At 70.1% G+C, this 22,362-nt stretch carries 22 protein-coding genes; 11 read left to right on the top strand and 11 right to left on the bottom strand.

The genetic code is table 11. From position 1 onward, the window contains the following. The first annotated feature begins 243 nt into the window (after positions 1-243). The 3 genes from AC0685_RS08970 (at position 244) to AC0685_RS08960 (ending at position 3,991) form a co-directional block, all read left to right on the top strand. Entirely contained in the window at positions 244-1,089 is an 846-nt protein-coding gene (locus tag AC0685_RS08970) for a hypothetical protein (protein ID WP_478225034.1), read from the top strand. A 219-nt stretch (positions 1,090-1,308) separates the two neighbouring features. Continuing rightward, on the top strand, positions 1,309-2,937 hold the full coding sequence (locus AC0685_RS08965; protein WP_478225033.1) for a serine/threonine-protein kinase: 1,629 nt from the start codon (positions 1,309-1,311) through the stop codon (positions 2,935-2,937). 13 nt (positions 2,938-2,950) lie between these two features. Continuing rightward, entirely contained in the window at positions 2,951-3,991 is a 1,041-nt protein-coding gene (locus tag AC0685_RS08960) for a serine/threonine-protein kinase (RefSeq protein ID WP_478225032.1), read from the top strand. A gap of 1 nt (position 3,992) precedes the next feature. On the opposite strand, the gene AC0685_RS08955 is transcribed toward AC0685_RS08960, so the two are convergent. Both AC0685_RS08955 and AC0685_RS08950 read right to left on the bottom strand, forming a co-directional pair. Continuing rightward, positions 3,993-4,661: an alpha/beta hydrolase gene (locus AC0685_RS08955; protein ID WP_478225031.1), complete on the bottom strand. Its 669-nt coding sequence runs from the start codon at positions 4,659-4,661 to the stop codon at positions 3,993-3,995. 62 nt (positions 4,662-4,723) lie between these two features. Next, entirely contained in the window at positions 4,724-5,656 is a 933-nt protein-coding gene (locus tag AC0685_RS08950; RefSeq protein ID WP_478225030.1) for a LysR family transcriptional regulator, read from the bottom strand. Between the two features lie 102 nt (positions 5,657-5,758). On the opposite strand from AC0685_RS08950, the gene AC0685_RS08945 reads away from it, so the two are divergent. Beyond that, positions 5,759-6,700, top strand: a complete 942-nt coding sequence (locus tag AC0685_RS08945; RefSeq protein WP_478225029.1) for a DMT family transporter — start codon at positions 5,759-5,761, stop codon at positions 6,698-6,700. After that, on the top strand, positions 6,697-7,041 hold the full coding sequence (locus AC0685_RS08940; protein ID WP_478225028.1) for a hypothetical protein: 345 nt from the start codon (positions 6,697-6,699) through the stop codon (positions 7,039-7,041). Before AC0685_RS08945 ends, AC0685_RS08940 begins: the two co-directional genes overlap by 4 nt. An 85-nt stretch (positions 7,042-7,126) precedes the next feature. Here the strand turns inward: AC0685_RS08940 and AC0685_RS08935 are convergent, their stop codons facing one another. Genes AC0685_RS08935 through AC0685_RS08925 form a run of 3 tightly spaced genes read right to left on the bottom strand, consistent with a single transcriptional unit; the run spans position 7,127 to position 9,566 of the window. After that, positions 7,127-7,495 (bottom strand): DUF4345 domain-containing protein, encoded by a 369-nt coding sequence (locus AC0685_RS08935; protein WP_478225027.1) that lies wholly within the window; start codon positions 7,493-7,495, stop codon positions 7,127-7,129. Next, on the bottom strand, positions 7,496-8,203 hold the full coding sequence (locus tag AC0685_RS08930) for a response regulator (protein WP_478225026.1): 708 nt from the start codon (positions 8,201-8,203) through the stop codon (positions 7,496-7,498). Between the two features lie 7 nt (positions 8,204-8,210). Beyond that, entirely contained in the window at positions 8,211-9,566 is a 1,356-nt protein-coding gene (locus AC0685_RS08925; protein WP_478225025.1) for a PspC domain-containing protein, read from the bottom strand. A 109-nt stretch (positions 9,567-9,675) separates the two neighbouring features. On the opposite strand from AC0685_RS08925, the gene AC0685_RS08920 reads away from it, so the two are divergent. Both AC0685_RS08920 and AC0685_RS08915 read left to right on the top strand, forming a co-directional pair. After that, complete coding sequence (locus AC0685_RS08920; RefSeq protein WP_478225023.1) at positions 9,676-10,947, top strand: PspC domain-containing protein; 1,272 nt, start codon at positions 9,676-9,678, stop codon at positions 10,945-10,947. Further along, positions 10,940-11,173: a hypothetical protein gene (locus AC0685_RS08915; RefSeq protein WP_478225022.1), complete on the top strand. Its 234-nt coding sequence runs from the start codon at positions 10,940-10,942 to the stop codon at positions 11,171-11,173. Before AC0685_RS08920 ends, AC0685_RS08915 begins: the two co-directional genes overlap by 8 nt. A 292-nt stretch (positions 11,174-11,465) precedes the next feature. On the opposite strand, the gene guaA is transcribed toward AC0685_RS08915, so the two are convergent. Beyond that, positions 11,466-13,022 (bottom strand): glutamine-hydrolyzing GMP synthase, encoded by a 1,557-nt coding sequence (guaA, locus tag AC0685_RS08910; RefSeq protein ID WP_478225021.1) that lies wholly within the window; start codon positions 13,020-13,022, stop codon positions 11,466-11,468. Positions 13,023-13,148: 126 nt separating this feature from the next. On the opposite strand from guaA, the gene AC0685_RS08905 reads away from it, so the two are divergent. The 3 genes from AC0685_RS08905 to AC0685_RS08895 are packed head-to-tail and all read left to right on the top strand — an operon-like array spanning position 13,149 to position 16,245. Then, positions 13,149-13,694, top strand: a complete 546-nt coding sequence (locus tag AC0685_RS08905) for a DinB family protein (protein WP_478225020.1) — start codon at positions 13,149-13,151, stop codon at positions 13,692-13,694. A gap of 52 nt (positions 13,695-13,746) precedes the next feature. Further along, positions 13,747-14,781, top strand: a complete 1,035-nt coding sequence (locus AC0685_RS08900; RefSeq protein WP_478225019.1) for a zinc-dependent alcohol dehydrogenase family protein — start codon at positions 13,747-13,749, stop codon at positions 14,779-14,781. A gap of 18 nt (positions 14,782-14,799) precedes the next feature. After that, complete coding sequence (locus AC0685_RS08895) at positions 14,800-16,245, top strand: aldehyde dehydrogenase family protein (RefSeq protein WP_478225018.1); 1,446 nt, start codon at positions 14,800-14,802, stop codon at positions 16,243-16,245. Here the strand turns inward: AC0685_RS08895 and AC0685_RS08890 are convergent. The 4 genes from AC0685_RS08890 to AC0685_RS08875 are packed head-to-tail and all read right to left on the bottom strand — an operon-like array spanning position 16,242 to position 20,506. Next, the gene (locus AC0685_RS08890; protein WP_478225017.1) at positions 16,242-17,681 is read right to left on the bottom strand and encodes an FAD-binding oxidoreductase; all 1,440 of its coding nucleotides are present in this window, start codon (positions 17,679-17,681) and stop codon (positions 16,242-16,244) included. The two genes, AC0685_RS08895 and AC0685_RS08890, sit on opposite strands and share 4 nt — an antisense overlap. A gap of 37 nt (positions 17,682-17,718) precedes the next feature. Beyond that, positions 17,719-18,513 (bottom strand): ABC transporter ATP-binding protein, encoded by a 795-nt coding sequence (locus AC0685_RS08885; RefSeq protein WP_034304416.1) that lies wholly within the window; start codon positions 18,511-18,513, stop codon positions 17,719-17,721. Next, positions 18,510-19,568: a FecCD family ABC transporter permease gene (locus tag AC0685_RS08880; RefSeq protein ID WP_478225015.1), complete on the bottom strand. Its 1,059-nt coding sequence runs from the start codon at positions 19,566-19,568 to the stop codon at positions 18,510-18,512. The genes AC0685_RS08885 and AC0685_RS08880 overlap by 4 nt, the downstream gene beginning before the upstream one ends. Then, positions 19,565-20,506 (bottom strand): FecCD family ABC transporter permease, encoded by a 942-nt coding sequence (locus AC0685_RS08875; RefSeq protein ID WP_478225014.1) that lies wholly within the window; start codon positions 20,504-20,506, stop codon positions 19,565-19,567. The genes AC0685_RS08880 and AC0685_RS08875 overlap by 4 nt, the downstream gene beginning before the upstream one ends. Before the next feature lie 119 nt (positions 20,507-20,625). Here AC0685_RS08875 and AC0685_RS08870 point away from each other — a divergent pair, with 119 nt between their 5' ends. After that, entirely contained in the window at positions 20,626-21,609 is a 984-nt protein-coding gene (locus tag AC0685_RS08870; protein WP_478225013.1) for an ABC transporter substrate-binding protein, read from the top strand. Positions 21,610-21,633: 24 nt separating this feature from the next. Here the strand turns inward: AC0685_RS08870 and AC0685_RS08865 are convergent, their stop codons facing one another. Beyond that, on the bottom strand, positions 21,634-22,356 hold the full coding sequence (locus AC0685_RS08865) for a maleylpyruvate isomerase N-terminal domain-containing protein (protein WP_478225011.1): 723 nt from the start codon (positions 22,354-22,356) through the stop codon (positions 21,634-21,636). Positions 22,357-22,362 lie beyond the last annotated feature (6 nt).

Here is a 22,362-nt window from a genome sequence, read left to right as displayed (position 1 = left end):
TGCAAGTGTCCTGTTCCTCTGCACGTGCGGTGCGCCGAGCGGTCATCCCTGGTCCGGGTGGGTGACCTAAGCTGCCGTTCGTCGTATCGCGACGGCATTCCGGCGATGGAGTCTGGCCGTGGACCGTCCGCACAGGGTTACCTGACGACGGCAGGGTCCGCACCGTTCAGAAGACGGCCGCGCGGACCAGAGGCGTCGGGCCGAACGGCCCAGCGCCTGCCCCGGACCAGAGCGAGGAATTTCGTGCTTGATCGACAGCGCATACGGCGGGAGGACGCCGTACGTGTCGAGGACGTCATCCCGGAAGAGATCCTGAACGACACCCGCGTCGACCGCGAGTACCTCGAGCAGGTCTTCCGCGAGCCGCAGAAGTTCGTTCCCGCGCGTGCCCGCGAAGAGCGGCCACCGCGGCCCGAACCCGAGGTGGACGAGCCGGAAAGCCGCGCCATCCGGCGGGCGAAGCTGGCAGGCCTGGTCGCCGCCGGGCTCCTGGTCGCGGGCGCCGTCGTCACCGCGGGCGTGCTCGCGGGCACACAGCCGCAGGGCACCGTGCCGGCTGCCGCCGTACCCGAGGTGATGAGCGGAGCAGCCGCGCTCGGCGGGCTCGCCGTCCCGGACTCCACCGAGCCGCAGCGGAAGCAGGAGACGCCGACGTCGTCGGGCAGCAGCGCGAGGCCCCAGCCGTCCTCAGGCACCGGCTCGGGCTCGCTCCCGCCGCAGGGCTCGTCGTCCAGCAGCACCAGCTCGCAGCCTGCCGCCAAGCCCGCCGCGGTCAGCACGGCCGAGGACAAGATCGACGCGGTCCGGAAGTTCTACCAGACCGTCGACGCCGATCCGTACGGCGCGATGTCGCTGATCACGCCGGTGCTGGCCGAATCCGAAGCGGGCAAGCTGATCGAGGCGTGGAGCGCCATGGACGCCATCCAGATCCAGGACGTCCGGGAACAGGCCGACGGCACCATCCTCGCCGTCGTGACCATGCGCAACCCGGACGGCGGCCTGCTGCGGGTCACGCAGGTGCTGGAATTCGCCGACGAGACCTCCGGCCTGATCACCGACGCGCGCCTGCTGTCCGCGCAGCACATGTGACGGACACCGCGCGTGTAACAGCCCTCCACCCAGGGCGATCAGAGTGTGCCGCGTGTGTGTGCGCAGAGTGAGCGCCTAGCCTTATCACGAGTCGGTCTCGGAAAAGCCGGCACACAGACCACTACATGTGCATACGCTCCAACGCTGTGGCGTGCTGAAGGCCGCACCGCGTACGCGGACGATTCCGCGTCGTGAAGACGGAGCCCAAAGGGAGGTCGCGTGAGCGACGAGGGTCGCCTGGTCGCCGGTCGATATCGCATCGCCGGGCGGATCGGCACGGGCGCGATGGGGGCCGTGTGGCAAGCGCACGACGAGGTACTCGGCCGCACGGTGGCGATCAAGCAGTTGCTTCTGCAACCCGGACTTGAGGCTCACGACGCCGAAGACGCCCGTCAGCGCACGATGCGCGAGGGGCGTATCGCCGCCAGACTGCACCACCCGAACGCCATCTCGGTGTTCGACGTCGTCACCGACGACAACGGCCAGCCGTGCCTGATCATGGAGTACCTGAACTCCACCAGCCTCGCCCAGGTGCTGCAGGAGGAGCGCACGCTGCCGCCGACGGAGGTCGCGCGGATCGGCGCGCAGGTCGCGGCGGCGCTGACCGAAGCGCACGCGGTCGGCATCGTGCACCGGGACATCAAGCCGGGCAACATCCTGCTGGCGCCCAACGGCACGGTGAAGATCACCGACTTCGGCATCTCGCGGGCCAAGGACGACGTGACGGTCACGAAGACCGGGATGATCGCCGGGACCCCCGCCTATCTGGCGCCCGAGGTGGCCATCGGCGGCGACCCCGGCCCGGAGTCGGACGTCTTTTCGCTCGGCTCGACGCTCTACGCGGCCTGCGAAGGCCAGCCGCCGTTCGGCCTCAGCGAGAACACGCTGAGCCTGCTGCACGCGGTCGCGGCCGGGCAGATCATCCCGCCGCGCCAGTCCGGCCCGCTCGCCAGCGTGCTGGCCGTGCTGCTGCACCCAGAGGTGCGGCACCGCCCCACCGCCGAAGAGTGCGAAGAGCTCCTCGCCGCCGTCGCGCGGGGTGAAACGCCGCTGGGTGGCCCCGCGGACGACACCGTGCTCGCCGCCCCGATCGCGGGCGCGCTCGCCGGCGGTGGCGTGACCCAGGCGCTCGACAGCGAGGCCGCCGGTCACTCGGGCTCGCTCCTCGACGACCAGGACGCGGCCGGGTCGTACTACGACGACGAGGACGACTACCACCAGCCGCCCGCGTCGGGCTACCCGGAAGACGACTACGACGGGTACGACAACTACGACGAGACGGCGTTGCTGGCCGAACGCGGCCACCCCGGCGGCGGCCCCGCGCCCACGCGCGCCGTCCCGATCCCCGCGGGCGACTACGACGACGATCCCTACGACGACGATTACGACAACCCGCCCCCGCCGCCGCCCACCCGCGCGCAGACCAGCCCGGTGGACGAGGACGACGACGAAAAGCCGGGCGCGTGGAAGAAGCCCGCGATCATCGGCGGTGTCGTGGTGGTGGCGCTGGCCGCGCTGGGGTTCTGGCTGCTGACCCCGAACAACCCGGAGACGCCCGCGCAGGTGGGGAACTCGTCGTCGAAGCCGGCACCCAGTTCGTCGGCGCAGACATCGGCTCCGGAGACGACGGACACGCCGACGGAGACGGAGTCCGCCGAGCCGCCCAAGGAGACGAGCGCGTCGAAGAAGACGTCGACCAAGGCGAGTCAGACGGACGAGCCCGACCCGACGACACCGTCCAAGACGCCCAGCAAGACTCCGACGAAGACGCCGACTCCCACGACACCGACCACGACGCCTACGCCGACGACCCCGACCAGCCAGACGGGCGAGCCCGGCGGAGCATGATCCGAGGCTGCAATTGAGTTCTGAGGGTTCCATCGTCGGCGGCCGGTACCGCCTGGACCAGCCCATCGGGCGAGGCCGGGCGGGCATCGTGTGGCTGGCGTTCGACACACGCCTGCTGCGCACGGTCGCGATGAAGCGCATGTACCTGCCCGTCGGGCTGCCGCCGGACCGGGCGGAGCAGGCCAAGGCCGTCGTCGTCCAAGAAGGCAAGGACGCGGCCAAGTTCGAGCACGCCACCGCCATCAAGGTGTACGACGTGCTGCCCGACGGGCCGGACGTGTGGCTGGTGATGGAGTACATCCCGTCCCGCGGGATGGCGACCTTCCTCGCCGAGCACGGCAGGCTGACCGCGGAACAGGCCGCCGGGCTGGGCATCGTGCTCGGCCGCGCGCTGGCCGCGATGCACGAGGCCGGGGTGGTGCACCGGACCGTCGAGCCGGGCACGGTCCTGCTGGCCGACGACGGCGGAGTGAAGCTCACCGACATCGGCATCACCGGCGGCGGCCCGAGCCCCGCGTACCGGGCGCCCGAGGTGGCGCGCGGCGAACCGGCGACTTCGGCGTCCGACGTGTTCTCGCTGGGCGCGACGCTGTACACGGCCGTCGAGGGGGTGCCGCCGTTCGGTGAGGACGGCGAGTCCTCGGAACGGCCGCCGCAGACCGCCGGGCCGCTGGCGGGCGCGCTGCGCAAGATGCTGCGGGCGGAGCCGGACGCGCGGCCGACGATGGCCGACACGGTGCGCTCCCTGAACGCGATCACCGAAGGGCGGCAGACGGCGTTCATCCCGCCGACCGCGCCCGCCATGCCGACGGTCCCGGCCTCGATGCCGGTGCCCATGCAGCAGCAGGCACCGCAGTTTCCCCAGCACCAGCCGCAGCAGTATCAGCCGCCGCAGCCGCAGTACGCGCCGCCGGCGCAGCAGTACGCGCCCGCCGCGCCCGCCGCGCCGGTGGCGGCGAAGTCGCCGAACACCCGGAAATGGCTGATCGTCGCTGGCGCCGTGGTGGCGGCGATCCTCGTCGGTGTGCTGTTCGCGGAGCTGTTCCTGATCTGAGCTAGAGCCGCTCGAGGACCAGCGTCGCCAACTCGACAGGACGGCTGAGATACGGGCTGTGGCCGGCCCGCCAGGTCACCGTCGTGTCGCACCGGGCGGCGAAGTGGACGACCATTTCCGGGACGAGCGCCCGGTCTTCGGTGCAGGTGATGTAGGTGGTCGGGGTGTCCTTCCACGCCGAGCCTTCCGGTGACTCGTCGAAGATCGTGACGGGCTCGGAACGCAGCAGGGCCGTGGCGCGCTCGGCGACGGCGTCCGTGCAGTCGGCGTACATGGCCTCGCGGACGGCGGCGAGGTCGAGGTGGGTCAGGCCTTGGTCGTCGAAGGTCAAGGGCAACTGCTGGGGCTCGCGTCCGGTTTCTTCTCTGGTCCGCTCGATCCAGTACTGGGCGGTTTCCCCCGGTTCACTGACGATCGCGGCCAGGTAGACCAGGTGCGCGGCCCCCCGGAGGCCGCTGGCGGTCAGCCCGCCGAAGGAGTGCGCGAGCACCACCGGTGGCTCGGTCGCCTTGTCGACGATTTCCTGGACGGTCCGGGTGGTTTCGGCGATCGGACGCCCGCCCAGGTCGGGGACGGTGACCACGGCGCCTTCCCGGCGCAGGCGTTCGGCGAGGTCGTCGAAATGGGCGGGCTGGTGCCAAGAGCCGTGCAGGACGATCAGGGGGCGCACCGGGGTCCTTTCGCTGGCAGGTTCCCTGCCAGGTTGTCGACCGCCAGTGCGGCTGTTCAAGCTCAGCCGGTTTTCGTGCCCACTCGGCCAGTCCCGCTTACCTGTCCGGCCCCTTCGCGGATCGCGAGGAGGAACCGTCGCACCGCGGGGTGTTCCCTGGCGTGCGCGGCCACGGCGGCGTGGATGGACCGCACCGGATCCGGCCGCCGGACCTTGCGGATGGCGACGCCGGGATGCGGGGCGCCGAGGCCGAGCTCCGGGATCAGCGCGACACCGAGCCCGGCGGCCACGAACCCTTGTGCCGTCTGGTAATCCTCGGATTCGACGACGTGGTTCGGGGCGAATCCGGCCGCGCCGCAGGCGTCGAGCAGGATGTCGCGGCAGGCGCCGGGAAGACCGTCGACGCCGACCCACGGATCCTCCGCGAGCTCGCCGAGATCGAGGACGCGTTTGCGGGCGAGCCGGTGGTTCTTCGGCAGGATCGCGCGGTACGGATCGTCGAGGAGGTGGATGTACTCGACGCCTTTGATCCGGGGAGTGCTGCTGGGGAGCACGATCATCGCGACGTCGGCCTTGCCCGACTCGATCTCGGGCATCGAATCGTCGGGCTCGACCAGTTTCAGGTCGAGGCGGACACCCGGGAAGTCACGGCGCAGCGCGGCGACGGCCAAGGGCACCAGCGACGCGCCCGCGGTGGCGAAATAGCGGATCGCGAGCCTGCCCGTGCGGCCTTCCTTGAGTTCGGTGAGCGCGGCTTCGGCCTTGGCGAGCTGCGTGCTCAGCGTTTCCGCGTGTTCGGACAGCAGCGAACCGGCTGGCGTCGGCCGCACGCCGCGGCCGACGCGTTCGAGCAGTTCGACGCCCGCTTCCCTTTCCAGGGTGGACAATTGCTGGCTGATCGCGGAAGGTGTGTAGCCGAGGTTCCGGGCGGCGGCGGTGATCGAACCGCTGCTGATGACGGCTCGGAGGACCTGCATGCGGCGGACGTCCAGCATGCTCCGATCGTACAGTTCTTCTTAAGGCTCCCTGCAGTTATTTTCGCTTGTCCTTACGCGTCGGCGCGGCGAAGCTGGGCCAGGCACTTAAGGAGGACTGGGGTGGGCGAGACGAAGACCCTGCTGCGGATCGGCGCGCTGGCGCTCATGTGGGGATCGAGTTTCTTCTGGATCAAACTGGGGCTCGGCGCGTTCTCGCCGGTGCAGCTGGTGCTGGCGCGGGTGGCGCTCGGCGCGGCGGTGCTGATCGGGCTCTGCTACCTCGGCCGGGACCGGCTGCCGTCGGGACGGCGGATCTGGGGGCACCTGGCCGTCGCGGCGTTCTTCCACAACGCGCTGCCGTTCCTGCTGTTCGCGTGGGGTGAGCTGACCGTCGACTCCGGGATCACCGGGGTGCTGAACTCGACGACACCCCTGTGGGTGTTGCTGGCCGCGCCGATGATGGGCGCGCGGACGAAGATGACCGCGGTGCGGGTCACCGGACTCGTCGTCGGGCTCGCCGGGATCCTGCTGATCTTCGCGCCGTGGGAGGCCTCCGGCCTGCTCAGCTGGGGCGCGTTGGCGTGCCTCGCGGCGGCCGCGAGCTACGGGTTCGCGTTCGTCTACGAGGGCAAGTACCTCACCGGTACCGGTGACTCGCCGCTGTCGCTGGCCGGCGGGCAGATGCTGCTGGCGACCGGGTTCCTGCTGCTCGCGATGCCGATGGGCGGGTTCGAACCGGTGAACCTGAGCACCGGCGCGATCGTCGCGGTCGTGATCCTGGGGATCGGGTCGACCGGGATCGCGTTCGCGCTGAACTACCAGCTCCTCGCGAGCGAGGGCGCCGTCGCGGCGTCGATCGTCGGCTACCTGCTGCCGGTGGTTTCGGTACTGCTGGGGGCGGTGTTCCTGGCCGAGCCGCTGAACCTGCGGGTGATCGCCGGAATGGTCGTCGTGCTGGGCGGGGTCGCGCTGACCCGGCTCCGCCCGCGGGAGCAAGGGACCTTTGCTACCACTCCGCAGGTCGAGCGCCCTCTCGCCGCCGCCGGGGAGGCCGCGCCGTGACCGCCACGACGACGTTGTGGCGGCCGACGGGCCCGGCCGAGCTCGACCTCGTCCGCGAGTCGGGCTGGCGCGAGTGGCCGCCGCGGCTGCCGGAGCAGCCGATCTTCTACCCGGTGCTGAACGAGGACTACGCGATCAAGATCGCCCGCGACTGGAACGTGCGGTACGACGGCGCCGGGTTCGTGACGCGGTTCGAGGTCGAGACCGCGTTCGTCGAGCGGTACCCCGTCCAGCAGGCGGGCGGGAAGACGATCCTGGAGCTCTGGGTCCCGGCCGAGGACCTCGCCGAGTTCAACGCGCACATCGTCGGGAAGATCGAGGTCACCCACGAATTCCGCTGACCTGCGTTTAGCGGGCAAAACGCGACGCGGTGGGGCCTGGGGGCTCGCCGGATCGCGATTAGCCCGCTAAACGCAGGTCAGGGCGTCAGAGGGTCGCGAGGATGAGCAGGGTGGCGAGGACGATCTCGACCCAGAAGTAGAGCCAGCTCGGATAGAACCGCTCCGGCCGCTCCGCGAACCGCGCGACCAGCCGTCCGAAGGCCATCCCGGCGAGCGCGACGGCCACCGCGATCGCGGCGCCCCGCTGTATCCCGCCGACGTCGAAAGCCGCGAACCCGAGCAGCACCGCGACAGCCACCCCGAAGCCGCCGTACACCGCGCGCACTTCGGTCCGCGCCGTCGCCGACTCCAGCGAAATGCCGAACGGCCGGATCAGCCGTTTCGGCGCGACGAGCCCGAGCAGCCCCATGCCCAGGAAGAACACGGCCACCAGGCCGATGAGAACAGGCGCCACCTAGACGAGACGCCGGTCGGAAGCCCAGCGCGAAAGCTCGTACCGGTTCGAAAGCTGCGTCTTCCGCAGCACGCTCGACACATGCGTCTCGACGGTCTTCACCGAGATGAACAGTTCCGACGCGATCTCCTTGTACGCGTACCCGCGCGCGAGCAGCCGCAGCACGTCACGCTCACGCGGGGTCAGCAGGTCGAGATCCGGGTCGCTGATCGGCGCGGAACCCGGCCGGTCGGCGAAGGCGTCGAGCACGAATCCGGCCAGCCGCGGCGAGAACACCGCGTCCCCCTCCGAGACCCGCACGACGGCACGGACGAGTTCCTTCGACGAGATCGTCTTCGTGACGTAGCCCCGCGCCCCCGCGCGGATCACGGCGATCACGTCCTCCGCGGCGTCGGAGACCGACAGCGCGAGGAACACGACGTCCGGCAGTTCCGGCCGGACCCGGCGCAGCACCTCGGCGCCGCCGCCGTCCGGCATGTGCACGTCGAGCAGCACGACCTGCGGTTTGGTCCGGGCGATGCCCGCGACCGCTTCGGCGACCGAGCCCGCCTCGCCGACCACGCGGACGTCGTCGGTGATCGAGTCCAGTTCGGTGCGCACACCCGCGCGGAAGAGCGCGTGGTCGTCGACGAGGAAGACCTTGACCGGCTCCCGCGTCTGCTGGTTCTCCGTCACGATGCTCCCTCGCTCGCCCTGTCCCGTGAGCATAGCGACCTCACGCCGCGCCCTTCCCCGCCTTGACCGGCATCTCCAGCTGGACCTCGGTTCCTTCACCCGGTGCGGTACGCAGCTTGCACTTGCCCCCGTGCCGTTCCATCCGCCCCCGGATGGAATCGGCGAGACCGTGCCGGTCGCTCGGCACGACGTCGGGGTCGAACCCCTTGCCCCTGTCCCGCACGAAGACCGTCACCGCTGTCGGCTCGACCTCGGCGTACACACTTACCTCGTCGACACCCGCGTGCTTGGCGGCGTTGACGATCGCTTCGCGTGCCGCCTGGACCAGCGCGGTCAGCGGCTCGTTCAGCGTGGCCTCCCCCACGACGACCTGCTGCACCGAAATCGCGAACGCGTCCTCGACCTCGCCGCACGCGGCGGCGAGCACTTCGGACAGCTGACCGCTGACGGCCTCTTCCTCGGTCTTCTTGCTCTTGCCGTACCCCGACGGCCCGTACAGCCAGCCACGCAGCTCGCGTTCCTGACCGCGCGCGAGCCTCGCGACCTCACGCGGCGATTCCGCCTGCTTCTGGATCAGCGCGAGGGTCTGGAGGACCGAGTCGTGCAGATGCGCGGCGATCTCGGCGCGTTCGTCGGTGCGGATGCGCGCCATCCGCTCGTCGGACAGGTCGCGGACCAGGCGCAGCCAGAACGGGACGGTCAGCACGGCGACCCCGAACAGCGTCGCGATCACGGCGACCAGCGCGAACTTGACCTGGTCGATGCTGCCGCTCTCCAGGACGACGACGCCGATGCCGGTCATCACCAGGGCGACACCGGCGACCACGCGGATCGCGGCCGACCAGCCTCCGCCGCCGAGGAACGCCGTGGCGACACCGCCCTTGGCACTGACGCGCCAGCGCCGTCGTTGCGACTCGTCGGCCTCCCGCCAGACGACGGCCGCACCGATCATCGCCAGCGCCAGCGGGATGGCCACCCAGCCGCTGATCAGGCCGGTCAACGTGCCGCTGGCGACGGCGAGACCGACACCCAGCGCCATCAGGCCGAACGCCTGCTGTTTCTCCTTCGGCGCTGATTTCTCCGGCTCGACCTCGCCGGATTGCTGCTGGACGAACACCCAGAGCAGGCCGTACGCGAGCAGTCCGGCGCCGTTCAGGGCGGCCAGCAACGCGAACGCGGTCCGGACCCAGAGCACCTTGACGCCGAGGTGGTCGGCGAGACCGCCGGCGACACCCGCGATGGCGCGGCCGGAGCGGCGGCGGTACATCTTGGGCGGCTCGAACGGTGCCGGGGACAGGCTGCCGGGAACGGGCACCGGAGGGCGCTCGATGATCGTCGGCTTCACCTGTTCGGCGAGGTCGTTGGGGGCGGATTCCTGCACGTTCTCCATGGTCACACGGAGTGGGGTACTGATCCATCGGGGAAACCCCTGACTCTTCCCGCTGGGGAAACCTCAGGGACGTTCCCGGATGTGGCGGGGGCCGCCGGGGCGCATTCTTTGTGGCATGAGTGGGAGTGAGACACAGGTTCCGAAGCGCGGCCCCGCTGCCGGCTTCGAGGAGACCGTCAAGGATTTCTGGCGGAGCAGGCCGGTCCGCCCGGTGGCGGGCCGCAAGTTCGCCGGTGTGGCCGCCGGCATCGGCTACCGGTACGGCATCGACCCGACCGTGGTCCGTGTCGCGCTGGTCGCGGCGACCGTGTTCGGCGGTTTCGGCGTCTTCGTCTATCTGCTGGGCTGGCTGTTCCTGCCGCAGGAGGGCGACCGCGTTTCCGCTTTCGAGGGTCTGATCGGACGGGGCCGCGCGTCGAGTTCGCCCGCGTTCGCGGTGCTGCTGCTGATCCTGCTGTTCCCCGGTCTCACCTGGACCTTGAGCGGCGGCTGGATGACCGACGGCACCGGGCTGATCGGGTTCGCGCTGATGGCCGTCGCGCTGTATCTGCTGCACCGCAACCGCGGTCAGTTCAACCGGCCGTCGATGCCCGCCCCGGCTCAGCCTGCCGCCGCGTTCTCGATGGCGTCGGCCTCGGCCGCCTCTACCTCGACGGCGACCGAGGGCGGCTGGGACCCGCTCGCGGCCGACCCGTCCGCTTGGGATCTGCCGAACGCTTCACCGTCCGGCGGAATGCCGCCGCAGCCCCCTCCGCCGCCTCCCGCGCCGCCGATGCCCCGTCGCCGCAAGTCGAAGATCAGCGCCGCGACCTTCGGGATCGCCGTGCTGGTCGGCGGGATCGGCACCGTCCTCGGCCTGGACGGCGAGGCGTGGTTCACACCGCAGCACGTCATCGGGCTCACCCTGGGTGTGGTCGGTATCGGTCTGGTGGCCGGTTCGTTCGTTCGGGGTGGTCGCGGGCTGATCGGGCTCGCGGTGCCGCTGGCGATCGTCGGGATGGCGCTGACCACGGTGCCGTTCGAGAACTTCTCCGTGAAGGGCGGCGTCGGCGACCTGACGGCGACGCCGAGCCAGGTGTCCGAGGTACTGCCGGAGTACCACCGCTCGGCGGGCAACATCGACGTCGACCTGACCAAGCTGCCAGCGGGCGCTTCGGTGACCACGAAGGTCTCCAACGGGGCGGGCAACTCGACGGTGCTCGTGCCGGCGGGTGCCGAAGTGAAGGTCTCCTGCGAGACGGGCGCGGGCGAGGTCGACTGCCTCGGTCAGTCCCGCTCGGGGGTCGGCGAGGACGCCGTCGACTTCACCGCGCCTGGCGACAACGGGCAGAAGATCACTTTGCAGGTCAAGAACGGTGTCGGGAACGTGGAGGTGCGTCGTGGCTGAGTACGACTACGACAACACGCAGACCCAGTCGGCTCAGCCGTCGAAGCGCGGGGTGGACGTCTTCACCCTGATCATCGGCATCGCGACGCTGCTGGTGTCGGGTTACGTCCTCTCGGACGGCTCCTCGTGGCTGCCGCAGTTCGACTTCCGGTGGGTCATGGCGGGTGGGGCGATCTTCGTCGGCGTCCTGCTGCTCGCCGCTTCGCTGCGCAAGAGCCGCCGCTAGCGGCGCCGCTCACGCTCCACCCCACTCCGAAGGCCCCGGCCCCTCGCCGGGGCCTTCGCCTTGCTCCCACCCCGGCGCCCGACCTGCGTTTAGCCCCCTAATCGCGATCTGGGCGGCGCTGGGTGCCCACGGCCACCGACCTGCGTTTAGCGGGCTAATCGCGATCCGGGCCGCGGCCGGCGCCCAAGACCCCAGAGCGCAGTTAGCGGGCTAAACGCGATCCGGTCGCCTGGGGTGCCCAGAGGCGCCAGATCGCGATTAGGGGGCTAAACGCAGGTCCGGGCGGGGCCGGTCACTCCCACTCGATGGTGCCCGGCGGCTTGGACGTGACGTCCAGGACCACCCGGTTCACCTCGGCGACCTCGTTGGTGATGCGGGTCGAGATCCGCTCCAGCACCTCGTAGGGCAGCCGCGTCCAGTCCGCGGTCATCGCGTCCTCGGACGACACGGGTCGCAGCACGATCGGGTGCCCATAGGTCCGCCCGTCGCCCTGGACGCCGACGCTGCGGACGTCGGCCAGCAGCACCACCGGGCACTGCCAGATCTCGCCGTCCAGCCCGGCCGCGGTGAGCTCCTCGCGCGCGATGGCGTCCGCCGCGCGCAGCGTCTCGAGCCGCTCGGCGTCGACGGCGCCGATGATCCGGATGCCGAGCCCCGGGCCGGGGAACGGCTGCCGCTGCACGATCGTCTCCGGCAGCCCGAGCTCCAGCCCGACGCGGCGCACCTCGTCCTTGAACAGCAGGCGCAGCGGCTCGACGAGCTCGAACTGCAGGTCGTCGGGCAGTCCGCCGACGTTGTGGTGGCTCTTGATGTTCGCCGCGCCCTCACCGCCGCCGGACTCGACGACGTCCGGGTACAGCGTGCCCTGGACCAAGAACTTGTAGTCGCCCTTGGCCTTGAGGTCGCGCTCGGCCTGCTCGAACACGCGGATGAACTCGCGCCCGATGATCTTGCGCTTCTCCTCGGGATCGGTGACCCCGGCCAGCGCGTCGAGGAACCGGTCGCGCGCGTCGACGGTCACCAGGTGGACCCCGGTCGCGGCGACGAAATCGCGTTCGACCTGGGTGCGCTCGCCGGAGCGGAGCAGACCGTGGTCGACGAACACGCAGGTCAGCCGGTCGCCGATGGCCCGCTGGACCAGCGCGGCGGCCACGGCGGAGTCGACGCCGCCGGAGAGCCCGCAGATCGCCCGGCCGTCGCCGACCTGCTCGGCGATGCGCTTGACCTGGTCGTCGACGATGGACGACGTCGTCCACTGCGGCTTGATGCCCGCGATGTCGTGCAGGAAGCGGCGAAGCACCTCCTGGCCGTGCGGCGAGTGGTGCACCTCGGGGTGGTACTGGACACCGGCGAAGCGGCGCTCGACGTCTTCGAACCCGGCGACGGCGGCGCCGTCACTCGAAGCGGTCACGGTGGCGCCCTCGGGAGCCTTGGTGACGCTGTCGTTGTGGCTCATCCAGGCAGGCTGGTTGCTCGGGAGGCCGGCGTGCAGGACACCGCCCTCACCGGCGACGCGGACCTCGGTGCGGCCGAACTCGCGGATCCCGGTCGGCTCGACCGTCCCGCCGAGGGCCTGAGCGAGCACCTGGTGGCCGTAGCAGATGCCGAGGATCGGCACGCCCGCGTCGACCAGCCCGGGGGCGAGCGCGGGGGCGTTCTCCGCGTACACGCTGGAAGGACCACCGGAAAGAATGATCGCGGCGGGGTCCTTGGCGAGGATGTCCTCGGCGGTGGCGGTGTGCGGGACGACCTCGGAGTAGACCTGCGCCTCACGCACGCGCCGCGCGATCAGTTGCGCGTACTGCGCCCCGAAGTCCACGACGAGTACCGGACCGGTGGGACTGGGCACCTGAAACCTCCAGATCAGAGCAGTACGCTTCCCCACCATCGTCCCAGGTGGGCCGGGTCACCTCGCCGCCAACCCCCTCACGATTCAGGACAGCGGATGACCGCGAGGCGTCCTAACGTCCGAGACATGGAAATCGACTGGAGCAAGGAACTCTCCGAACAGCTCGACTGGCATTGGACACAGCATCTCCGGCCCCGGCTGGACACCCTCGGCGACGACGAATACCTCTGGGAACCCGTCGAAGACTGCTGGACGATCCGGCCGGGCGAGAACGGCGCTTTCACGATCGACTGGGCGTATCCGGAGCCGTCTCCGCCGCCGGTGACGACGATCGCGTGGCGCCTCGCCCACATCATCATCGGCGTGTTCGCGATGCGAAACGCGTCGCATTTCGGCGGACCGCCCGTCGACTACCAGACCTTCCCCTACGCGGGCTCCGCCAAAGAAGCGCTGAAGCAGCTCGACGACGCCTACGCGCGCTGGCGTGACGGCGTCCGCGGCCTCACCGCCGAGGACCTCGCGCACCCCTGCGGCGAGGCTGAAGGCCCGTACGCGGAGTACCCGCTCGCGACCCTCGTCCTGCACATCAACCGGGAGGCCATCCACCACGGCGCCGAGGTCCTGCTGCTCCGCGACCTCTATCGGTCCCGTCCCCGAACAGATCGCGTTTAGCGGGCTAAACGCGACGCGCCCATACTGGGGCCAGCCGAGGAAAGGACCCGTCTTGCGAGCGACTCTCATCTACGGCGCCGGCGACGTACGCGTCGAGACCGTCCCGGACCCGAAGCTGAGCGAACCGACCGACGCCCTCCTCCGCGTCGTCCGCTCCTGCATCTGCGGCAGTGACCTCTGGCCGTACGGCAGCATGCCCGCGCGCGAGCGCGGCGTCCGGATCGGGCACGAGTTCCTCGGCGTCGTCGAGGCCGTCGGCTCCGACGTCACCACGCTCAAACCGGGAGACCTGGCCGTAGCGCCTTTCGTCTACTCCGACAACACGTGCCAGTTCTGCCGCGAAGGCCTCCACACCTCCTGCCTGCACGGTGGCAACTGGGGTGCGAAGGGCGTCGACGCCGGCCAGGGCGAGGCCGTCCGCGTCCCCCAGGCCGACGGCACGCTCGTGAAACTGCCGCACACCGAGGACGACGACCTCCTCGCCTCGTTCCTCACGCTCTCCGACGTGTTCGCGACCGGCCACCACGCGGCGGTCAAAGCGGGCGTGAACGAGCGCGCCACCGTCACTGTCATCGGTGACGGCGCCGTAGGTCTCTCCGCGGTTCTCGCGGCGAAGCGCCTCGGAGCCGAGCGCATCATCCTGATGGGCCGCCACCGGACCCGCACGGACCTCGGCCGCGAGTTCGGCGCGACAGACGTCGTAGCCGAGCGCGGCGACGAAGGCATCGAGAAGGTCCGAGAGCTGACGAACGGCGAAGGCACGCACACCGTCCTCGAATGCGTCGGCACGAAGCCCGCCTTCGAGATGGGCGTCGGCACGGTCCGCCCCGGCGGCACACTCAGCCGCGTCGGCGTGCCGCAGTACGCCGAGGGCCCGATCGGCCCCGCGCTCTTCCGCCGCAACATCACCGTCACCGGTGGCGTCGCCCCGGCCCGCCACTACATCCCCGAGCTGCTCGAAGACGTCGTCGAGGGCAAGTACCAGCCGGGCAAGGTCTTCGACCGGACCATCGGGCTCGAAGAGGTCCCCGACGGTTACCGTGCGATGGCGGACCGCGAAGCGCTCAAGGTGCTCGTCAAACCCTGACTGGAATACCTTGTCCCCATGGACATGATCACCCCGGAGCCGCGCCCCGCCTGGATCGCCGGACGCCCCGAGCAGGGCGCTTCGACGATCACCGTGCATCACCCCTACGACGGCAGCGAAGTCGCCACCGTCGCGGTGCCCGGACCGGAGCAGGTCGAACGAGCGGTGAGCGCTGCGGCGAGCGTCGCGAAGGAGTTCCGGCGTTCCTCGGCGCACAGCCGCGCCGCGGCGCTCGACCACGTTTCGCGGGTCCTCGCCGGCCGGGCCGAGGAGATCGCCGAGGTCATCACCGCCGAGAACGGCAAGCCGCTCAAGTGGGCCGACGCGGAGGTCCGGCGCGCGGTGTCGGTGTTCCGGATCGCGGCCGAAGAGGCCCGCCGGTTCAGCGGCGACCTGCAGCGCCTGGACACCGACCCCGCGGGCGAGGGCAGGCTGGCACTGACCCGGCGTATCCCGCGCGGCCCGGTGCTGGGCATCGCGCCGTTCAACTTCCCCTTGAACCTGGTGGCGCACAAGGTCGCGCCGTCGCTCGCGGTCGGCGCGCCGATCATCGTCAAACCCGCGCCGCGCACGCCGTTGTCCGCGCTGATCCTCGGCGAGATCCTGGCCGAGACGGACCTGCCGGAAGGCGCGTTCTCGGTACTGCCGCTCGGCAACGAGGAGACTTCGGCGCTGGTCGCGGATCCTCGGCTCCCGGTCGTGTCGTTCACCGGTTCGGGTCCGGTCGGCTGGTCGATCGCGGATGCCGCGCCGCGCAAGCATGTCGTGCTCGAACTCGGCGGCAACGCGGCCGCCGTCGTGCTCCGCGACTGGCCGGATCCGGAAGGTGCCGCGGAGCGCATCGCGACCTTCGGCAACTACCAGGCCGGGCAGTCCTGCATCGCCGTGCAGCGCGTGATCGTCGAACGCGAGGTCGCCGAGGAATTCGTGCCCGCCTTGGTGGAAGCCGTACGGGCACAGCGAACCGGTGACCCGTACGACAAGAACACCGACGTCGGCCCGGTCGTCGACGAAGCCGCCGCGGAGCGGATCGTCGCCTGGATCGACGAGGCCGTCGCCGCGGGGGCGAAGATCCTCACCGGCGGCAAGCGAGAGGGCGCGACGGTGCAGCCGACCGTGCTCACCGACGTGCCACCGTCCACAAAGGCCTGGGCGGAGGAGATCTTCGGGCCGGTACTCGCAGTATCCCTTGTGGACGGTGTCGACGAGGCTTTCGCGTCGGTCAACGAATCCGCCTACGGCTTGCAGGCCGGAGTGTTCACCCGCGACGTGCATCTCGCCTTCTACGCGTCGACGGAACTCGAAGTGGGCGGCGTGATCATCGGCGACGTCCCGAGCTACCGCGCGGACCAGATGCCCTACGGCGGCGTCAAGGGATCGGGCGTCGGCAGGGAAGGCGTCCTGGCCGCGATGCACGACCTCACCGAGGAACGGGTCACCGTCTTCACCGGCATCGACCTCTAGTCCGGGGTGATGGCCTGCGCGAATCCGAACACCTTGTCCGGGTCGTAGGTCTTCGCCACCTGCTTGAGGCGGGTGGCGTTGCCGCCGTAGTAGGCCGTCATCCAGTCGGGCAGGGCGGGGTCGATGTAGTTGACGTAGCCCCCGTCCAGCCCGATCCCCGTCACCACCTCCGCGACGGAATCCGTTGCCGCGGAACGGTTACGCGCGTCCGCCTGACTGTAGATCTGGACGCTGCCGAGCGCTTTCCGGTGCCAGAACGCGGTGGCGTCCGGGGCGATGTCGGCGACAGCGCCACCGAGACCGTCGACCAGCAGGTCCATTCCGCGCCTGCCCTTGAGGATCGACGTCAGTTTCGCGGGATCCGCCGGTTCGCCGAGAATCCGCGATGAGGCCACAAAGGACTGACGATTCTCGCTGCCGGAGAAGTACTTCATCGCGCCGAGATAGTCGAACTGCTTGACCGAACGCGTCGCACCGGAGAATCCGTCCAGCAGCTTACCCAAGGAAGCGGAATCGCCGACGTAGCAACCGGAAATACGCGCACCGACCGGAGACCCGCCGGACAGCACGACGTTCGCCCACAGCTCAGGCGGTGCTTCGGGAAGCCAACGCTGCCACTCGGCGACGACATCGTCCGCGCTGCCCGCCGGGAAATGCAAGGAGAACACCGAAACGGCCGACGGCGCGGGATCCGTGCGGAAGGTGAACGAGGTGACGACACCGAAGTTGCCACCTCCCCCACCGCGCAACGCCCAGAACAGCTCCGGCTCGGAATCCGCCGACACCGTCCGGAGTTCCCCGTCCGCCGTGACGACCTGCGCGGACACCAGATGGTCACAGGTGAGACCGTATTTGCGGGCCAGGACACCGATTCCGCCGCCGAGCGTCAGACCGGCGATCCCGACGCTGGGGCACGAACCCGCCGGCAGGCAACGGCCCGCGCCGCCGAGTGTCGCGTAGACGTCCTTCAGTTTCGCGCCCGCGCCGATCACGACCTGATCACCTTGGACGTCCACTGAGGACATTCCGCTGAGGTCGATCATCAAGCCACCGTCGGGAACCGAGTAGCCGGCGTAGCTGTGGCCTCCACTGCGCGCGGCGATAGGAACCCGCCTCGCGGCAGCGGAAACAGCCGCCTGGACGTCTTCAGGCTTGGCGCATTTCGCGATGGCAGCGGGCTTGAGGCCGTCGAAGGCCGGATTGAACACACGCTTGGCGCTGCCATAACCGGAATCCCCGGGCAGGAGCAGGGAGACCTTGTTCCGCAGCGCGGCCCAGTCCGGCGGGCCGGACGGCGGCGCGACGCCGGTGCTCGGCGGCAACGACGTGCCTGGAGCCGAGCTGGGCGCTTGCGCGGGAGGGGCGGCGGAACACGCCGTCGCGGCCGCCCCGGCCACGGTCGCGCCGGCGAGCTTGAGGAACGCCCTTCTCTCCATGCCCGTTAGACGCCCAGCGGACGGGCAGGTTGCGGCCCTACCCCCGAAGGTGTGCGCTCACCGGCACGACGAGCGGCGTACCGGACACCGGATCGGCCATGACCTTCGCCGTCAGACCGAAGATCTCCTCGAGCAGCGGCTCGGTGAGCACCTCGGCGGGCGGGCCCTGCGCGACGATCCTGCCGTCGCGCATCGCCACCAGCTTGTCGGCGTACCTGGCGGCGAGGTTCAGGTCGTGCAGCACCATCACCACGGTGGTCCCGCGTTCGTCGTGCAGCCGGTACACCAGGTCCAGCACGTCGATCTGGTGCGCCAGGTCGAGATACGTGATCGGCTCGTCGAGCAGGAGCAGGCCGGTCTCCTGCGCCAGCGTCATCGAGATCCACGCCCGCTGCCGCTGCCCGCCGGAGAGCTGGTCGACGACCCGGCCGGCGTGCTCCTCCATCCCGGTCAGCCGCAGCGCCCGCTCGATCGCCTCGTCGTCGGAGGAAGACCACTGCCGGTACCAGCTCTGATGCGGATGCCGCCCCCGCCGGACCAGATCCGAGACGGTCAGCCCTTCGGGTGCGGACGGCGTCTGCGGCAGCAGGCCGATGATCTTGGCGACCTCGCGGGTCGGCAGCTTGTCGATGCGCTCACCGTCGAGCAGCACCGCGCCCTGCCGTGGCTTGAGCAACCGCGCCAGCGCACGCAGCAGGGTCGACTTTCCGCAGCCGTTGGGGCCGATGATCGCGGTGACGGTCCCGTCGAGGACGTCGAGGTCCAGCCCGGTCACGACGGGCGTTTCGCCGTAGCCGAGTTCCAATTCCCGGGCACGCAGTCTGGCGTTCACGCGCGCTCCTCCTTACGGCTGCGGATGAACAGGAAGATCAGGTACGGCGCACCGAGGATCGCCGTGAGCACGCCGACCGGGAGCCCGGACAGGCCGGGCGTCACCCGCACCACGAAATCCGCGCCGACGGTCAGCAACGCGCCAAGGACCATCGAGCCGAACAGCGGCGGCTGCGCGGAGCGGACCAGCCTCAAGGCGATCTGCGGGGTGGCCAACGCGACGAAGGTGATCGGGCCCGCGGCCGCGGTGGCGACGGCGGCCAAGGCCGCTCCGAGCAGCAGCAGGGTCCCGCGGGCGGCGTCGACCCGGATACCGAGGCCGCGCGCGGTGTCGTCGCCGAACTGGAGGCCGCCGATGGTGTGCCCGGCGACCAGCGTGATCGGCGCGAGCACGGCCAGCGCGAGCAGGACCGGGGCGACCGACTCCCAGCCGACGTCGGCGAGACTGCCGACGATCCACGTCGTCGCCCGCGCGGCGTTGTCGACGTCTCCGATGGTCAGCAGCCAGTACACGAGGTTGTAGCCGACGGCCGAAAGCGCGATACCGATCAGCACGAGCCGGTAGCCGTCGATCCCGCGCCGCCACGAAAGCGCGTACAGCAGGATTCCCGCGATCACGCCGCCCGCCAGTCCGGCGAGGGGGACGCCCAGCGTGCTCGCCAGGCCGCTGACCTGGCCGCCGGTGCCGCCCGCGACGATCACGCCGACCGCGCCGACGCCCGCGCCCCAGGTGATGCCGAGGATGTCCGGGCTGGCCAGCGGATTCCTGGCGATGGTCTGGAACAACGCGCCGGACAGCCCGAGGGCCGCGCCGACGCCGATCGCGGTCAAGGTGCGCGGCATCCGCAGGTCGAAGATGATCCCGCGTTCCCGCGCGGTGCCGCCGCCGAACAACGTCTTCAGGACGTCGCCGAGGCCGATGTGGGAGGTGCCGATACCGATGTTCAGCGCCGCGACCAGCACCAGCGCGACCGTCGCGAAGAGCACGACGGCGAGCGTCCTCGGCCGGACGGTCCAGGCCGCCGGGCCGAGCGAGATCGCCTTGGGAGCCGTCATATCCGTGCCAGGCCCTTCTTGCGGACGAGGTGGACGAACACCGGCACGCCGAGCACCGCCAGCATGATGCCGACCTCCAGGTTGTCCGACGCGACGACGCGGCCGAGCAGGTCCGCCGCCAGCAGCAGGATCGCGCCGAGCACGGCCGAGAACGGCACCAGCCACCGGTAGTCGGGTCCGCTGATCTCCCGCGCGAAATGCGGGACCAGCAGGCCCAGGAACGCGATCGGGCCGCAGGCGGCGACGGCGGCACCGGTCAGCAGCGTGATCGCGACGACCCCGAGCAGCCGCGTCCGGCCGACCCGCCGTCCGAGCGCGACGGCGACGTCGTCACCGAGCGCGAGCGTGTTCATCCCAGGGGTGTTGATCACCGCGAGAAGCAGGCCCGCGGCCACGAACGGGGCGATCTGGCCGATCATCGCGGGATCCCGGCCCGCGATCGAACCGACGTGCCAGAACCGGTAGGTCTCCATCCCGCGGTCGTCGCCGAGAACGATCGCGGAGATGACGCCGTTGAGCAGGGCGCTCACCGCGGCTCCGGCCAGTGCGAGCGTCACCGGCGTGGCGCCGCGGCCGCCGACCGCGCCGAGCAGGAACACCACGGCACTCGCGACGAGGGCACCGGCGAAGCCGAACCAGATGAACGCGTACAGGTCGTCGATGCCGAGCACGACGACGGCGAGCACCACCGCGAACGCCGCGCCCTGCGTGACGCCGAGCAGACCGGGGTCCGCGAGCGGATTGCGGGTGTGGCCCTGCATGAGCGCCCCGGCCGCGCCGAGCGCGAGCCCGGCGAGGACACCGAGCAGTGTGCGCGGGACCCGCAACGAACGGACGATCAGGTGGTCCGGCACGCCCGTGGGATGGAAGATCGCGTCCCAGACGACACCCAAAGGAATCGAACGCGCACCCAGGGCGATGCTCGCGACGCAGATCACAGCCAGAAAGGTGACGAGCAGAGCGCCTACTGTCGCCTTTCCAACACGAACTTCCACTGTGGACATCCGCCATCCTATGCTCCGGTTAGGAAAGCCTAACCGCACAGAAAGAGTGGCCCATGACCCCACCCCGGCGCGCAGTCCTCGCCATCGCCGTGACAGCCTGCCTGGCACTCTCCGCATGCGGTGGCGGTGAACAGGAATCCGCTTCCACCGGCACCGGCCAAAGTGGATTCCCGCGCACCGTCGAACACGTGATGGGGTCCGCCCAGATCGAGAAGCAGCCCGCCACCGTCGCGGCGCTCGACTCCAGCTACGTCGATGCCACGCTCGCGCTCGAGACGAAACTGGTGGCGTACACCAAATATCGCAACTACGACAAGCTGCCGGACTACCTGGGCGACGACCGCAAGTACGCCGAGGGCGCCAAGGAGATCGGCGCGCTCGAGAGTCCGGACATCGAGCAGCTGTACGACATCAAGCCGGATTTGATCGTGTCCGCGAAGGTGCGCCACGAGAAGTTCTACGCGGAGTTCAGCAAGGTCGCACCCACGGTGTTCAGCCAGACCACCGGTGCCACCTGGAAGGACAACATCCGGATGCTCGGCAAGGCGCTGGGCAAGGAGGCGTTGGCAGAGCAGAAGATCAAGTCCTACGAGGAGCGGGCCCGCAAGGTCGGCGACGCGATCAAGGCGAAGCTCGGCAAGCCCGCGGCCGTCTCCGTGGTCCGCTTCATCGAGGGGGAGCCGACGGTGCGGCTCTACAGCAGCGCGTCGTTCCCCGGGACCGTGATGGCCGACGCCGGGCTCCAGCGCCCCGCGGGCCAGCCGGACAACAAGACGAAGATCTCCAACGACCTGAGCCAGGAGGAGATCGGGAAGCTCGACGCCGAAGCCATCTTCATCGCCAGCTACACCGATGAGACCAAGCAGGCCGAAAACCCCATGACGAAGTTCCAGTCGAACCCGCTTTGGGGAACCCTCAAGGGAAAGAAGATCGACGTCAACGACACCACCTGGTTCACGTCGGTGAGCCTGCAGGGCGCGCACGCCATGCTCGACGACCTCGCCAAGCAGTTCGGCGTGGACGCGTTCCGAAGCTGACCCTGTCCTCTTCGGACGGTGCCATCACAGCCAGCGCGGCAGCGCAGGCACGTCACCGTCCAAAGAGGAACCATCGCTGCGGCCGGTGACCCAGGCCAATACCTCGCCGCGGGTCCCGGTCAGCGTCGTCAGTTCCCCTTCGCTCATCCGCCACTCGTGGCGATAGCCGTTCTCTTCGGCGGCGACCAGGAGTACGGCGGGCAGTTCGCCGCCGTACATCCCGATGGCGTTGCCGACGACGGTGTCGAACTCGTCACCGAGCAGATCGGCGACGCGGGCGAAGTCGTAGCCGAGGTCCAGATCGGCGAGATGGATCGAGGTCTCGGAGAGCCGAAGCCAAAGCACGAACTCCGCCAGGATCTCGCGTCCCTGCCGGGCGCGCACGCGGACCTGCCACGCGCTGTCCGGCATGCTCTCCGCGACCTCGACCAAGCGCGCCGCGGAGCCGATGACGTCGTCGGCGATCTCCTCGACGGACCGGTACGCGCCCTTCTCGATGTCGTGGTCCCTGGCCGCCTCGCCGGCGTACATCGGTGTCTCGACGCCGGATTTCGCCCAGGTGAGCAGGTTGACCAGGCCGTCGGCGTTCCGCGCGAGGTGGGACAGCAGATGCGCTCGCGTCCAGCCGGGCAGCGCGCTGGGGCCGCGCACGGCCTCCTCGTCCATCCCGCGCACGACGCGCTCCCATTCGCCGTGCAGGGCACGGACGCGGTTCAGCAGGGCGTGTGCGCGTTCAGATGCTGTCACACTCCC

Source organism: Amycolatopsis sp. NPDC043889, assembly GCF_056435645.1.
Note: the sequence above shows the minus strand (reverse complement) of the source record. Positions and strands in the feature narration are given on the sequence as shown.

Coding starts and splice junctions, on each gene's coding strand:
- AC0685_RS08905 (WP_478225020.1), top strand. CDS start 13,149: ATGGAAATCGACTGGAGCAAGGAACTCTCCGAACAGCTCGACTGGCAT.
- AC0685_RS08880 (WP_478225015.1), bottom strand. CDS start 19,568: ATGACGGCTCCCAAGGCGATCTCGCTCGGCCCGGCGGCCTGGACCGTC.
- AC0685_RS08930 (WP_478225026.1), bottom strand. CDS start 8,203: ATGCTCACGGGACAGGGCGAGCGAGGGAGCATCGTGACGGAGAACCAG.
- AC0685_RS08895 (WP_478225018.1), top strand. CDS start 14,800: ATGGACATGATCACCCCGGAGCCGCGCCCCGCCTGGATCGCCGGACGC.
- AC0685_RS08950 (WP_478225030.1), bottom strand. CDS start 5,656: ATGCTGGACGTCCGCCGCATGCAGGTCCTCCGAGCCGTCATCAGCAGC.
- AC0685_RS08870 (WP_478225013.1), top strand. CDS start 20,626: ATGACCCCACCCCGGCGCGCAGTCCTCGCCATCGCCGTGACAGCCTGC.
- AC0685_RS08920 (WP_478225023.1), top strand. CDS start 9,676: ATGAGTGGGAGTGAGACACAGGTTCCGAAGCGCGGCCCCGCTGCCGGC.
- AC0685_RS08890 (WP_478225017.1), bottom strand. CDS start 17,681: ATGGAGAGAAGGGCGTTCCTCAAGCTCGCCGGCGCGACCGTGGCCGGG.